This is a genomic window from Pseudomonas sp. HC1(2025), from assembly GCF_058742075.1.
On sequence record NZ_CP196017.1, the window covers coordinates 3,614,556 to 3,630,259 of the forward strand.

Here is a 15,704-nt window from a genome sequence, read left to right on the forward strand (position 1 = left end):
GCGGACAAACCCCTGATGACTCATTGAATGATCTGTTCGATCTGCTCGATGTGCTGGAGACCCAATAAATGCAAGCCAATGCCCTGAACGACTTGATTGACCGTTTTATCAAGTTGCCAGTTACCCAGCGCAAGACCCTTTATGAACAAATGAACGCAAAGGGTATGAGTTTGTCGCGCCTGCCGATCCCACAAACCCGGCATGCCTTCGCGCAAATACCTTTGTCGTTTGCCCAGGAGCGCCAGTGGTTTCTCTGGCTGCTGGACCCTGCCAGCGCTGCCTATAACCTGCCGACGGCATTACGCCTACGTGGCCCGCTGGACATCGATGCGCTACAACGCAGCTTCGATACCCTGATCGAGCGGCACCAGAGCCTGCGCACCCGGTTTATCGAAGAGCCGCAGGGCGTGATGCAGGTGATCGAGCCGCGCAGCGCAATGGTCCTGGAAGTCACGAGCGAACATAGCGCCACGGATAGCTTGATCAAGGACTTCGTCGAGCACCGGAGTCGTCAACCCTTCGATTTGCGCAACGATCAGTTGCTGCGGGTGAAGTTGCTGCGCCTGGCCGACGATGATCATGTATTGCTATTGGTCCAACACCATATCGTCTCGGATGACTGGTCGATGCACCTGATGGTCCAGGAGTTGGTGCAGCTATACGGTGGCTATTCCCAGGGCCTGTCCGTCGAGCTGGAAGCACTGCCGATTCAGTACACCGACTACTCGATCTGGCAGCGCCGCTGGATGGAGGCTGGGGAAAGTGAACGCCAACTGGCTTACTGGAAGGGCCAACTGGGCGGCGAACAACCGGTCCTGGAGTTGCCTACTGATCGCTCGCGACCCGCCGTGCAGAGCTATCGCGGGGCGAACATCACAGTCACGGTTCCCACGGCGCTGGCACAACAACTCAAGCAGCTTGCCCAGCAGAGCAATGTGACGCTGTTCATGCTGCTGCTCGCCTCCTTCCAGGCACTTTTGCACCATTACAGCCGCCAGGCCGACATTCGTGTCGGCGTGCCCGTGGCCAATCGCAACCGGGTTGAAACCGAGCGCTTGCTGGGCTTTTTTGTTAACACCCAAGTGCTCAGGGCGCGCTTCGATGAACCGCTATCCTTCAGCGAGCTGTTGGCCCAGGTCAAGCAAACTGCGCTTGAGGCCCAAGCCCACCAAGACCTGCCCTTCGAGCAACTAGTCGAAGCCCTGCAACCGGAACGTAACCTGAGCCTCAACCCTTTGTTCCAGGTAATGTTCAACCACCTCAGCGAACATCAGGGCGCTGCCGCCGGTGGGCCGTCATCACCTTCCACCTTGCACGTCGAGAGCCTGAGCAGGGAGCACCAGACCGCGCAATTCGACCTGACCCTCAACACCTTTGAATCGGCACAGGGTCTGTCTGCAACGCTGAACTACGCCACCGACCTGTTTGACGCCAGCACCATTGAGCGCTTTGGGAAACATTGGCTGAACTTGCTGGAACGCTGCATTGCAGCGCCGCAGCAGCCTATCAACACCTTTTCGTTACTCAGCGACGCGCAGCAGCAGAGTCTATTTGGCTGGAACCATACCGCTACGGCCTATCCCCTTGAGCGTTGTATTCACCATTGGATCGAACAGCAAGTCGAGCGTACTCCCGACGCGACAGCGCTGATTTTTGACAAGCAGCGACTGACTTACGCCCAACTCAATCAGCAGGCCAACACGTTGGCCCACCGCCTGATCGAGCATGGCGTAGGTCCCGACGCGATGGTGGGCATTGCGCTCGACCGCAGCCTGGAAATGGTCGTTGGCCTGCTGGCCATCCTCAAGGCCGGCGGCGCCTATGTGCCACTGGATCCTGAGTATCCGAGCGACCGCCTGGCCTACATGATGCAGGACAGCGGCATTACCTTATTGCTCAGCCAACAGTCCGTGCTCGATACCCTGCCAGTCCCTGCAAACGTTCTCACACTGTGCCTAGACGAACCGGCTGCGAACACTTACGCCAGCACCAATCCCACGGTCTGCCTTGACCCGCAAAACCTGGCGTATGTGATCTACACCTCCGGCTCGACCGGCATGCCCAAAGGTGCAGCTAACCGGCATTGCGCACTGGTCAACCGCTTGTGCTGGATGCAACAGGCGTATGGCCTCACTGCGGACGACACGGTGCTGCAGAAAACCCCATTCAGCTTTGACGTGTCAGTGTGGGAGTTTTTCTGGCCGCTGATGACTGGCGCTCGCCTGGCGATTGCTAACCCTGGAGACCATCGTGATCCGGCCCGACTGATCGAGTTGATCAATCAGCATCACGTCACCACTCTGCATTTCGTGCCGTCGATGCTTCAAGTGTTCCTGGCCGATACGCAGGTGTCCCGGTGCAGCGGTTTGCAACGTATCGTGTGCAGCGGCGAAGCACTGTCAGTCGATGCCCAGCGACAGGTGTTCACCAAATTGCCGAACGCGAGCCTGTATAACCTCTATGGCCCGACCGAGGCCGCCATCGACGTGACCCATTGGACTTGTCATCAAGAGGCTAGCAGCAGCGTACCGATAGGCCGGCCTATCGCTAACCTCAGTACGTGGGTCCTCAATGCAGAGCTGGCGCTTGTCCCTCCTGGCGTAATCGGCGAGCTGTACCTCGGTGGCGAAGGCCTTGCCCGGGGTTACCACCAACGACCGGCGCTGACTGCCGAGCGCTTTGTCGCAAGCCCCTATGCCAAAGGCGAACGCCTTTACCGCACCGGCGACCTGGCGCGCCAGCGTCCCGATGGGGTTATCGAATACGTCGGGCGTATCGACCATCAAGTGAAAATTCGTGGCTTGCGCATCGAGCTGGGTGAAATCGAGGCACAGTTGCTGGCGCAAAACGAAGTGCATGAAGCGGCCGTGCTGGCCGTTGAGACCGCCATCGGCTTGCAACTGGTCGGGTACATCGTTCCCGCTTCGGACAGCGACGCCACAGCCCTGCGCGACATACTCAAGGCTCGTCTCAAGGCGCATCTGCCGGAGTACATGGTGCCGGCACACTGGCTTTTCCTCGATCAATTGCCTTTGAGTCCGAACGGCAAACTGGAGCGCAAGGCACTGCCAAAACCTGACGCCAGCCAGGTACAAAAAACCTACGTCGCGCCCAATAGCCCTTTGCAACAGCAAATAGCCCAGATCTGGCAGGACGTGTTGAAAGTCGAACCTATCGGTCTTGAAGATCACTTCTTTGAACTGGGCGGACATTCGCTGCTGGTCGTAAGTGTGGTTTCGCGCTTGCAACTGGAACTGGGCATGCAATTGACGCCGCAGTTGATGTTCCAACATCCGACCCTGGGCGCGTTTGCCGCACAGCTTGAGCAGCAGGCCGGGCCTGTCAGCGCGCAGAAGCTGGACAAGCTTGAAGCCTTGCTCGATGAAATGGAGGAGTTCTGATGGATAAGGCTGTCGCCGCCCGCATTGCCCGGCGCTTCATCACCCTGCCCCTGGAAAAGCGCAAGCTGTACCTGGAGAAAATGTTGGCTGAAGGGGTTTCACCCGCCAATCTCCCAATCCCAGAAGTGCAGTCGGCCTTCGAGTCAGTCCCCCTGTCTTTTGCCCAGGAGCGCCAGTGGGTGCTCTGGCAACTGGACCCTGACAGCTGTGCCTATAACATTCCCACGGCCCTGCGCCTCAACGGCCCGCTGGACGTTGCTGTACTGGAACAAAGCTTCAATGCCTTGATCGCCCGCCACCAGACGCTACGTACTACGTTTGCCACTGGCGAAGAACGGCCACTGCAAGTCATTCATCTGGAAATGCCGCTGCAGATTCAACAGAGCACCGCCAAGACATTCGATGAAACAGCGATCAAAGCGTTTATCCAGGCCCAGGCCTACCAACCGTTTGATTTGCAGGAAGGCCCACTGCTGCGTGTCGCTCTACTGCAATTGGGTGACCACGATCATGTGTTGGTACTGACCCAGCACCATATCGTCTCCGATGACTGGTCGATGCAGGTAATGGTCAACGAGTTGATCACTCTGTATTCCGCCTTCCAGCAGGGCCTGGCAAGTGCATTACCTGAGCTGGCAATCCAGTACGCCGACTACGCCATCTGGCAGCGTCACTGGATGGAGGCCGGGGAAAGTGAGCGCCAACTGAACTATTGGAAAGACCAATTGGGCCGCGAGCAACCCGTCCTGGAGTTGCCCACCGATCATCCAAGACCCGCTGTGCAGAGTTTCCGGGGAGCGAACATCAAGGTCACGCTTCCGGCAGCACTGGAGCAGCAGCTCAAGCAGCTTGCCCAGCAACACAGCGTGACCTTATTCATGTTGTTGCTCGCTTCGTTCCAGGCGCTGCTACATCGCTACAGTCGCCAGGCCGACATTCGTGTGGGTGTACCCGTAGCCAACCGCAACCGAGTGGAAACCGAGCGTTTACTGGGTTTTTTCGTCAACACTCAAGTGCTCAGGGCGCGCTTCGATGAACCGCTGTCCTTCAGCGAGCTACTGGCCCAGGTCAAGCAAACCGCACTGGATGCCCAGGCCCATCAGGACTTGCCCTTCGAGCAACTGGTCGAGGCCCTGCAACCGGAGCGTAACCTGAGCGTTAACCCGCTGTTCCAGGTGATGTACAACCACCTCAGTGAGCATCAGGGTAGTGCAGCCACTGGAGATTTTTCGCCGTCCTCGTTGCACATCGAAGAGATGACTTGGGGCAGTCGCACCGCGCAATTTGATCTGACACTCAATACCTTCGAGTCGACGCAAGGGCTTTCGGCGACCCTGAACTATGCCAGCGACCTGTTTGAAGCGAACACCATTGAACGCCTCGGGCAGCATTGGCTGAACCTGCTCGAACGCTGCATCGCCGCGCCACACCAACCTATCGCCAGCCTGTCGTTGCTCAGCGGGGCTGAACAGCAGCAGATCTTGCACGATTGGAATAACACCACCTCCTTCCACTCGGGTGAGTGTTGTACTCACCAGTGGATCGAGCAACAAGTGGAGCGTAACCCTGAAGCCGTGGCCGTGACCCATGGCCTTACAACCCTGAGCTATCGCGAGTTGGACGCCCGGGCCAACCAACTGGCCCACAAGTTGATTGAACTCGGCGTTGGCCCCGAAGTTCGGGTTGGCGTAGCCATGCAACGTTCCGATGCGCTGATCGTCGCCTTGCTCGGTGTGTTCAAGGCCGGCGGTGCCTACGTACCGCTGGATCCCGAGTACCCTGCCGATCGCGTTGCCTACATGCTGGAAGACAGTCGCGCCCAAGTCCTACTGACCGAAGCCGAGCTACTCGCCGACCTGCCCGACACCGGCGCGCGAGTGTTACTGATGGATCAACTGGCTGAATACCCGAAGACCGTACCGATCACCCAGGTCACCGCAGACAATTTGGCCTACGTGATCTACACCTCAGGCTCCACCGGCAAACCAAAGGGCGTGGCAATTGCTCATCGCAATGTGCTGGCGCTGATCCATTGGTCGCAGCAAGTTTATAGTCGCGAGGATATCCAGGGCGTACTGGCCTCCACTTCGGTGTGCTTCGACCTGTCTGTCTGGGAAATCTTTGTCACCCTGGCCAATGGCGGCTCGATCGTCCTTGCCCGCAATGCCCTGGAACTACCGGACTTGCCGGCCCGCGACCAGGTCCGCCTGATAAACACCGTGCCATCGGCGATCAATGCCCTGCAGCGAGCCGGACAAATTCCTGACAGCGTGCACATCATCAATCTGGCCGGCGAACCACTGAAACAGTCGCTGGTGGATAGCCTCTACCAACAAACCACGATCAAGCACGTCTTCGATCTTTACGGCCCGTCCGAAGACACCACCTACTCCACCTGGACTCGCCGCGAGGCCGGCGGCCAGGCCAACATTGGCCGGCCTTTGCATAACACCCAAAGCTATCTGCTCGACGCCGACCTGCAACCGGTGCCCACCGGGGTGGCTGCTGAACTGCACTTGGCCGGTGCAGGGATTACCCGAGGCTATCTCGGCCGGGCGGCAATGACGGCGGAGAAATATGTACCTAACCCGTTTTCCACTACGGGTGAACGGCTGTACCGCACCGGCGACCTGACCCGTTATGGTGCCGATGGCGTCATAGAATACGTCGGGCGCATCGACCACCAAGTTAAGATCCGTGGATTGCGTATCGAGCTGGGTGAAATCGAAGCTCGCTTATTGGCGCAAGAAAGCATCCGCGAAGCCGTCGTCCTAGCCCTGACAGTCACCGAAAACCTGCAACTGGTCGCTTATGCCACCACCGCAGGCCCCCTTGGCGACGGGGCAGCACAGGCGCAACTGCGTGACACCCTCAAACGCCAACTCAAGGAAAGCCTGCCTGAGTACATGGTGCCCAGCCACTGGGTGTTCCTGGCCAACCTGCCTCTGACGCCCAACGGCAAACTCGACCGCAAGGCCCTGCCCACGCCAGATGTCAGCCAGGCCCTGCACACGTATGTGGCGCCGCAAAACGATCTGCAACAGCGCATCGCCGATATCTGGCAGGAAGTGCTCAAGCTGGAAAAAATCGGTCTGAACGACAACTTCTTCGAACTGGGCGGCGACTCGATCATATCTATCCAAGTGGTCAGCCGCGCGCGTCAGGCCGGCATCCACTTCACCCCCAAGGAACTGTTCCAGCACCAGACCATCCAGGGCCTGGCCAGCGTGGCGAAAACCCATGGACAGGACCTCGCGATCGATCAGGGCCCGGTCACAGGCTTGGCACCGTTGCTGCCCATCCAGCACCTGTTCTTCGACACCGACATCCCCCAGCGTCACCACTGGAACCAGTCGGTCTTGCTCAAACCTGCCACACCCCTGGACCCACAATTGCTGGAGCAGGCCCTAGACGCCCTGATCCAGCACCACGATGCCCTACGCCTGGGTTTCACACAGGCTGAACATGGCTGGCACGCCGAATACCGCCCGAGCACGGTCTCGGTGCTATGGCAAACCCGGATTGACGACACCACGCAATTGCAGTCTTTGGGTGACGAAGCCCAAAGCAGCCTGAACCTGCAAGAAGGGCCGCTGCTGCGAGCGGTACTGGTTAGCCTGAGCGATGGTAGCCAGCGCCTGTTGCTGGCGATCCATCACCTGGTGATCGATGGCGTGTCCTGGCGCATCCTTTTCGATGACCTGCAAAGCACCTACCGCCAATTGCAAACGGGCCAGGCTATCGCTTTGCCAGAAAAGACCAGTGCCTACAAAACCTGGGGCGAGAAGTTGCAGGCCTACGGCCGGCATGAGGTCCTGCAGCAGGAACTGGCCTACTGGGAACAGCAACTGGACACAACCAGTCACGACCTGCCTCAGGCCAACCCTGAAGGCAGCCAGCGGCATAGCCAGGCGACTACCGTCAATGTCCAACTGAGCAAAGCCTTGACCCAACAGTTGCTGCAGGTAGCTCCTGGCGCCTACCGCACGCAGATCAACGACCTGCTCCTGACCGCCCTGACCCGTGCTGTCAGCCAATGGACCGCCCGTGAAAACGTACTGATACAGCTGGAAAGCCATGGCCGCGAAGCATTGTTCGATGACATCGACCTGACCCGCACCGTGGGCTGGTTCACCAGCCTGTACCCAGTCAAGTTGACCGCCCACTCTGACCTTGGCGACGCCATCAAGCAGGTCAAGGAACAACTACGGGCCATTCCCGAAAAAGGCATTGGTTTTGGTGTTTTACGCTACCTGGGCGACACTCAGGCTCAGGCACGCCTGGGTGCATTACCGATGCCGCGCATTACCTTCAACTACCTGGGCCAGTTCGATGGCAGCTTCGACAATACCCAAGGTGCGCTGTTTTCCCCGTCGGGCGAAGCACAGGGGGCTGAAAAGGACAATGAAGCCCCCCTAGACAACTGGCTGACCGTCAACAGCCAGGTCTACAACAATCAGCTGAGCATGGGCTGGATCTTCAGTCTCGACGTTTTCCCTGTCGAGGTTATCCAGACCCTCGCCAATAGTTGCCTGCAAGCACTGGAACAACTGATTGCCTACTGCTGCGATACCAGGCATCAAGGCGCTACGCCGTCTGACTTCCCGCTAGCTGGGTTGAGCCAGGCACAACTGGATACGCTGAGTATCCCGGTCCGGCAGATCGAGGACATATACCCTCTCTCGCCGATGCAGCAAGGCATGATGTTCCACACCCTCGAAGCGTCGGAGGCTGCGGCTTACATCAATCAGACAGCAGTACCGGTCAGTGGCCTGGATATCGCGCGTTTTACCTGCGCCTGGAATACCGTCATCGAGCGCCATGAAATCCTGCGTACCGGCTTCTGGGCCGCCAGCCATCTGAATGAGCCGCTGCAACTGGTGTTCAAAACCGCCGTCCTGCCCCTACGGGTTCTTGACTGGCAGGAGCGGGAAGTCTCGGCGCAAGACCTGCAAGGACAAGTCGAAGCCGACAGTCGTGAAGGCTTCGACTTGCTCTGCGCGCCCCTGATGCGCCTGACGCTGGTCAAGTTGGCGGCCGAAAAGCTCTACCTGATTTGGACTAACCATCACATTCTGCTAGACGGCTGGAGCAGCTCACGCCTGCTCGCAGAAGTGTTCGAGGTCTACAACGGCAAGTCCCAGAGCCACAAACGCGGCAAGTACCGCGACTACATTGCCTGGCTGCAAGCCCAACCGCAGGCATCGCTGGAAACGTTCTGGAAGCACAAGCTGCAAGGGCTGAATGGCCCTACCGTGCTTGCCAATAGCCTGTCTCCGCGTCCCGGCCAGGAAAACGACGGTCATCAGGCGCTCTATCTCAACTGGGATGCGCAACAAACCCTGCGTTTGAAAGATCAGGCGCAGCGTCTGCGCGTAACTCCCAACACCCTGATCCAGGCGACTTGGCTACTATTGCTACAGCGTTACACCGGGCAAGACAGCGTGTGCTTTGGCAGTACCGTCGCCGGTCGGCCACCAGGCCTTGCGGCCTCGGACGAGATCCTGGGGTTGTTCATCAACACCTTGCCGATCATCCAGACCCCGCAGCCGCAGCAGACGGTGGGCGACTGGTTACTAGAGCTGCAAAGCTACAATCTGGAAGTACGCGATCACGAACACGCATCACTGGCCGATGTGCAACGCTGGTCCGGCCAAGGTGGCCAGGCGTTGTTCGACAGCATCATCGTGTTCGAGAACTACCCGGTGGACGAGCGCCTGCAAGAGGCCGAGCAAGATGATCTCAGGTTCGGTGAAACCAAGAGCCAGGACGTCACTACCTTCGCCATGGACCTGGCGGTCAACCTTGGCAGTCGCCTGACCGTCGAGTTCATGTACCTACGCAACCGCTTCACCGTCCAGGCCGTGGAGCAACTGCGCCGTAGCTTTGAAACCCTGTTGCTGGCCATGCTGGGCAACCCGGCGGCGACCCTGGGCAGCCTGTCCATGTTGAGCGCCGAAGAGCAACGGACGTTGTGGCAACGCAATCAACTGACGACCGAGCCCCATGGCCAACAACTACTGGCACAACAGATTTGCAGGCATGCCGACAGCAATCCCGATGCCGTGGCCGTAGCCTGCGAACAAAACCGGCTGACCTACGGCCAACTTGAGCAACGCGCCAATCGTCTGGCCCATCACCTGATCGCCCAGGGGGTGGGACCGGAAACCTTCGTTGGCGTTGCCCTGGAACGCTCGGTGGACGTAATTGTCGCCTTCTACGCCGTGATGAAGACTGGCGGCGCTTACGTCCCGCTGGATATCGACTACCCAGAAGATCGGGTGAAGTGGATTGTCGAAGACTCGACCATGGGGGTGCTGCTGACCCAGAGCCCGCTGCGCGAACGCTTCGACCAGCCGTGGGCGCCCACACTGATTGAGCTCGATACCCTGTCACTGGCAACACAGCCCGATAGCTGCCCGGCACCGCTGATCGATGCCGACAACCTCGCCTACCTGATCTACACCTCCGGCTCTACCGGCAAACCCAAGGGTGTGGCGGTCAGTCACGGGCAGATCCGTATGCACTGCCAAGCTATCGGTCAACGCTATGAAATGGATAGTGCCACCCGCGAGCTGTTGTTCATGTCGTTTGCCTTTGACGGGGCCCAGGAGCGCTGGCTCAGTACTTTGACCCACGGCGGCCAGTTGGTGGTTCGCGAAAACCGCCTATGGACTCCCGAGGAAACCTGGCACGCCTTGCACGCCCATAAGATCAGCATTGCCTGCTTCCCACCGGCCTATCTGCAACAACTGGCGGAGTACGCCCGTGATTGTGGCAAGGCGCCGCCGCCGGTACGCATTTACTGCTTTGGCGGGGATGCGGTGGCTGATGCCAACTTTGAGCTGGTCAAGCAGTCCCTCAAACCTGCGTATTTGACCAATGGCTATGGCCCTACCGAAACCGTGGTGACGCCGCTGCTGTGGAAAGCCGCCGCCAATGAGACCTGCGGCGCGGTGTACGCACCGATTGGGACACGTGTTGGCAATCGCACATTGTATGTCCTCGACGAGCACCTCAATCCTTTGCCCGAGGGAGCAGCCGGTGAGTTGTACATCGGTGGTGAGGGCGTGGCCAGGGGTTACCACCAGCGTCCGGGGCTGACGGCCGAACGGTTTGTCATTGACCCATTCGCTGCCGACGGCTCACGTCTATACCGTACCGGCGATCTGGTACGACAACGCCATGACGGCGTGGTTGACTATTTGGGTCGCCTGGACAACCAGGTGAAAATCCGTGGATTTCGCATCGAACTCGGCGAAATCGAATCCAGGCTACGGGATATTCCTGGAGTGCAGGATGCGGTCGTTGTCGCTCGCGAGACAGGGGCCAGCAAGCAACTGATCGGCTACGTCGTGACGCCAGCAGATGAGGCACCTGCAGAGCGGTTGCGGGGTTTGCTCCAGGCCGATTTACCGGACTATATGGTGCCCGCGCAGATCATCCGCCTGGTTGCTTTGCCGCTTAACCCCAACGGTAAGATCGACCGCAAGGCTCTACCCGATCCGGACTTCAAGGGCCGTGAGTTTGTGGCTCCGCGCAATGCAACTGAGCACGCCCTGGCGACCATCTGGCAGCAAGTGCTGGAACTGGAAACTGTAGGCGTGACCGACAACTTCTTCGAACTAGGCGGCGACTCACTACGGATCCTCAAGGTGCTGTCCAAAGTGCGCAGCATGCCTGAGCTGGGGCTTGAACTGAAATTGCGGGACATGATCGGCAAACCGACCATTGCCGAATTGTCGGGCTTTGCCCCGGCCACCGACCTGGATCCTTTGCTGCTGCTCAATAGCCGCGTCTCCCACGCCCAACCGCTATTTTGCTTGCATGCTGGCTTTGGCACAGTGTTCGACTATGACACTCTCGCCCGTCGCCTGGAGGGCAAGCGCAGCGTCTATGGCCTGCAATGCCGGATGCTGCTCGACCGTGATTGGCAGGACGAATCGCTGGCGTCCATGGCTATCGACTACGCCCAGTACATCCGCCAGAAACAGGCCCAGGGGCCTTATCAATTGGTCGGTTGGTCACTGGGGGGAACCCTCGCCGTACTGGTAGCTCAGGAACTGGAAAAGCAGGGCCAGGAAGTAGAGTTCCTGGGACTGGTCGACAGTTTTATCCCTTGCGCCGCCCCGGTTGCGGCCGATCTGGATTGGGGCGAAGACTTGCGTGGTTTCCTCGCAGTGATCTTCGGCCAAGCTACCGAGCACCTGCCTGTAGTGGAATTGCCCGCCGACAGCCCTCATGCGAGGCTGGAGGGCTTGATCACGGATATCCGTCAACAAGTCACCGGCCCTTCAGCGTTCAGTGATATCAGCGTCGAGGAATTGGCCCAGACATTTATGGTCGCGATGAAGCTCAAGGCACTTTCCCTGGGACTGACGGCGCTGCCCCAGACACGTGCCGCAGCCAGTTGCTGGTGGGCCTGCGACGCCAGTACCCCAGACTTCGCCAACCCGGTAGCGGGCAGTGTGCTGGACGAGCGGATCGTCGCCGGGCATTACCAGATGCTCAACAACAGCCAACTGCTGCACAGCCTGCTCCAGCAATTGACGCAGCGTGAAACGGTGACCGGTTAACCTGCTACTGCCCCGGACCTGTCGTGCGGGGCGTTTTTTTGTTTGGCACTACCTGATAAGGAACACGCAATGCCTCTGGACCCTGACCTCGAAGGTTTTCTGGAACTGGCCGAGATGGGCCGCCTGAGCGGCAAAAGCCAACCGATGCACCAACTCACACCACAAGCTGCGCGTACCGAGTTCGACCTGACCTCAAAGATTCTCGACCCCAGCCCGCCCGGGGCGATCAGTGTCCACTCGTTACAGATCCCCACTCGCGACGGTCAACAGCTGGCTGCCCGCCTCTACCGCAAGACCGGTACAGAGCAGAGCGTGCTGCCGGTGATCCTGTATTTTCATGGAGGCGGTTATGTGGTCGGCAGTCTCGACTCCCATGACTCGATCTGCCGACGCCTGGCTGCCAGCGGCCGTCATGCAGTACTGGCGCCGGCCTATCGCCTGGCGCCTGAGTATCCGTTTCCTGCGGCAGTGAATGACGCTATAGACAGTGCAAACTGGCTCGCACGTCAGGGTGCCGAGCTGCATCTGGACTCACTTCAGGTGACCGTCGCGGGCGACAGTGCCGGTGCAACCCTGGCAACTGTCCTGGCCATCAGCGCCGTGCAACAGCCTGAAAATATGATGCTTATGCCCCAGGCTCAGTTGCTGTTCTACCCGGTCGCTGATACCCAGCGAACCCGCCCCTCCCACCAGCGTTATGGCGAAGGCTTCCTGCTGGAGAGCGAGACACTGCAATGGTTTTATCGAAACTACACGCCTGACGCCGAGCAACGTGGCGACTGGCGTACCTCGCCATTGCTGACCCAGGGACTGACTGCCTTGGCGCCGACCTATATCAGCCTGGCCGAATATGACCCTCTGTATGACGAAGGTCTGGAGTATGCGCAGCTTCTGAGGAACACGGGCACCCAAGTGACCTTGCTGACACAAAACGGCCTGACCCATGACTTTCTGCGTATGTCCGGTATCACTGGAGACATTGCAGGGATTTACAGTGCGGTAGACAGTTGGCTGGACCAGCTTTAACCAGGTAAAAACAGGCAAAAAAAACCACCTCGATCGAGGTGGCTTTTTTGCGACGCCTAATGGGAACCTAGAACGTGCCGCGTACCGTCAACATGTAGTTGCGCGGTTCGCCATAGTAGTTACCGTACTCGGAAGTCTTCAGGGTCTCGAAGTACTTGCGGTCAAACAGGTTGTTGCCATTGAGGGCGACAGTCCAGTTTTCATCGACTTTGTACTCGACCATGGCGTCCCATACGGCGTAGCCGCCCTGAACCATATCAAAAGGCCGCTCATCGTAGACATCGTAGTAATTCTCCGTCGGATTTTTTCTGACCCGGTAGGCAGTCCCGCTGGCATAGCTGGCGCTCTGGATGTTGACACCACCACCGATTTTCCAGTCAGAAAGGCGATCAGGCAACGTGTAGGCGGTCCACAACTTCGCCAAATGCTTGGGTGTAACCGTAGTGAGGAAAGTGTCCTTGGTACCATTGTCTGTAAGGTTCAAGGTGTACCCGCCCATCACCATCCACCCAGGTAACACCTCACCACTGGCTTCAAGCTCAAGCCCCTTGCTGACGATCTCGCCTTGGGCGAGATAGCAGCAACTGCCGCCATACAAGACTGCTTCCGCCGCGTACCGCGGATCTTGAATCGCCTCCTTCTCTCGCTTGGTATAGAACAGCGCAGCCGAAACGTTCAGCGTTCCGCCGTAGAGTTCACCCTTAATGCCGGTTTCGTAAGTCTTGCCAACCATGGGTTCCAGGACTTTTCCAGAAGTACTTGGGCCTTGCAGTTGCTGGGCCTGGGGCTTGAAGATTTCCGAATAGCTGGCGTACGCCGACCATTCGTCATCAAGGGCATATACCAAACCACCGAAGGGAACCAACTTGGTGGGTTCACGATGATTACTCTGGGACTGAACATCCCAGGCGCCCGTACTATCATTTACGGTCTTGTAGGTCTGTTCGAACTTGTAGCGTTGCACTCTGGCACCGAGAATCAGTTTGAGCGGATCAGTCAATTGCAAGCGTAAGGTCGAGTACAAACCATACTGTTTACGAGTATTGGGGCTGTAGTCACGCTCCAGGGCACTACCGATACTGGAAGGCGGGAGTGCCGGTACATCCGGGTTGTAGACATCGATGGGATAGAACCCAGCCATGCCCCACGTCGAGCGCCAGCGACTGGTCACTTTCTGCGCATCCGCACCAATCAACAGCTCATGCTCACGATTGAACGCAGTAAATTTCCCGGACACGTTGGTATCAAACAACGACTGCTCGCTCCAACTTCTGACGAAACTCCCTCCCCAAGTAGCGCCTTCAAGGGTGATCGGGTCCGGAGCCCCCCATAGAAACACACCTTTGGTATCGGATTTGTTGAGGGTATTGGTGAAAGAAACGTTGAGTTTCCAGTCGTTCGCCAGATCCTGGTCGTATTTGGCGAACATTTCCTGGGTACTGATATCCGCATATGCCCAATTGGTCGTGTACCAGCTACTGCGCTTGAGTTTCAAATCCTCGCCGGTACTGAATCGAGGCAAACCATCCCCCGTGCCATTTTCATGGGTCTTCTCATAACGGCCACCGACGGTAACTCTGGCGGTGTCAGTCACGTCCGCCTCCAGTACCCCATAGATGAAAGGCTTCTCGGTACTACGCTTATCCATGAAGTATTGGCGGTCGGTATTGGCCACCACCACACGCCCTCGCAACTTGCCGTCAAAGGCCATCGGCCCCGTTACATCAACTTCGCTACGGTAGTTGTCCCAGGAACCCGCCGAGGTATTGAACTTGAGTTGGAAGTAGTCCAGCGGACGTTTTCGCACAAGGTTGATAATACCGCCCGGATCACCAGTACCACCAAAAAGACCAGACGACCCCCTCAGCACTTCGATATGGTCAAACTCGGCCATGTCATAGGTTTGGTTGGCATAGAACGTCCCTACACCAGAGCCGATGTCCATCGGCGAAGCACCATCAATCTGAATGTTATCGATGCGGAAACCACGAGAGATGAACTGCGGCAGGCGGTAGTTGGCATTTTTAACGGTGATGCCCGGCGTGCGTCGCATCGCATCGGACAGATCGACAATGCGCCGGTCTTCCAGAAGCTGCTGGGTGATGATCGACACCGACTGCGGCGTATCCTTCAAGCTGGTAGGCGTTTTGGAACCGGCACTGACAAGGCCGCTGGTATAGGAACCGGAGTTTTCCGTCATTTCTCCCATCCCCTGGCCCTGGATGGTGGTGGTTCCCAACTCCAGTGTTGTACTCGCGCCGTTTTCAGGGCTGAGGATGACCGTGTTGTTTTCAATCCTGAAAGTCAGGCCTGCACCTTTGAGCAGTGCTTCAAGCGCAGCTGCAGGTTCCAGGCTGCCATTGACGGCGGTGGACTTCTTGCCCGCGACCATATCCGGCCCGAAAAGCACTTGCAGGCCGGTCTGCTTGCCCAGTTCGGTCAGCGCCTTGTCCAGCGACTGGGCTGGCACATTCACCTGTATGGGCTGGGCGAAAGCCACGCCGCAGACACTGAGAGCCAACCCAAGGACCGCCACCGACACGCAACTGCGGCAGGAAGAGAGGGGAGCACTGAAGAGTTTTTGCCTGAACCTTTTACTCTCGCGTTTCATTGTTTGGTTTAGCCCCAGATATGTCATTAATGTCGAAGGCCTCCCACTCTTGAGGCGGAATGACCTGAATTTAGTTAAACCGTCCAGACC

The 15,704-nt window shown here is 58.2% G+C and carries 4 protein-coding genes; 3 read left to right on the top strand and 1 reads right to left on the bottom strand.

What is annotated here, in order from left to right:
- Positions 1 to 68: 68 nt before the first annotated feature.
- From ACSSVH_RS16045 to ACSSVH_RS16055, 3 genes are all read left to right on the top strand, one after another.
- Positions 69 to 3,401, top strand: a complete 3,333-nt coding sequence (locus tag ACSSVH_RS16045) for an amino acid adenylation domain-containing protein (RefSeq protein ID WP_492633458.1) — start codon at positions 69 to 71, stop codon at positions 3,399 to 3,401.
- On the top strand, positions 3,401 to 11,977 hold the full coding sequence (locus tag ACSSVH_RS16050) for an amino acid adenylation domain-containing protein (RefSeq protein WP_492633459.1): 8,577 nt from the start codon (positions 3,401 to 3,403) through the stop codon (positions 11,975 to 11,977). Before ACSSVH_RS16045 ends, ACSSVH_RS16050 begins: the two co-directional genes overlap by 1 nt.
- Before the next feature lie 69 nt (positions 11,978 to 12,046).
- The gene (locus ACSSVH_RS16055; protein ID WP_492633460.1) at positions 12,047 to 13,003 is read left to right on the top strand and encodes an alpha/beta hydrolase; all 957 of its coding nucleotides are present in this window, start codon (positions 12,047 to 12,049) and stop codon (positions 13,001 to 13,003) included.
- Positions 13,004 to 13,070: 67 nt separating this feature from the next.
- On the opposite strand, the gene ACSSVH_RS16060 is transcribed toward ACSSVH_RS16055, so the two are convergent.
- The gene (locus ACSSVH_RS16060; RefSeq protein ID WP_492634722.1) at positions 13,071 to 15,614 is read right to left on the bottom strand and encodes a TonB-dependent siderophore receptor; all 2,544 of its coding nucleotides are present in this window, start codon (positions 15,612 to 15,614) and stop codon (positions 13,071 to 13,073) included.
- Between the last annotated feature and the right edge of the window lie 90 nt (positions 15,615 to 15,704).

Coding starts and splice junctions, on each gene's coding strand:
- ACSSVH_RS16045 (WP_492633458.1), top strand. CDS start 69: ATGCAAGCCAATGCCCTGAACGACTTGATTGACCGTTTTATCAAGTTG.
- ACSSVH_RS16050 (WP_492633459.1), top strand. CDS start 3,401: ATGGATAAGGCTGTCGCCGCCCGCATTGCCCGGCGCTTCATCACCCTG.
- ACSSVH_RS16055 (WP_492633460.1), top strand. CDS start 12,047: ATGCCTCTGGACCCTGACCTCGAAGGTTTTCTGGAACTGGCCGAGATG.
- ACSSVH_RS16060 (WP_492634722.1), bottom strand. CDS start 15,614: ATGAAACGCGAGAGTAAAAGGTTCAGGCAAAAACTCTTCAGTGCTCCC.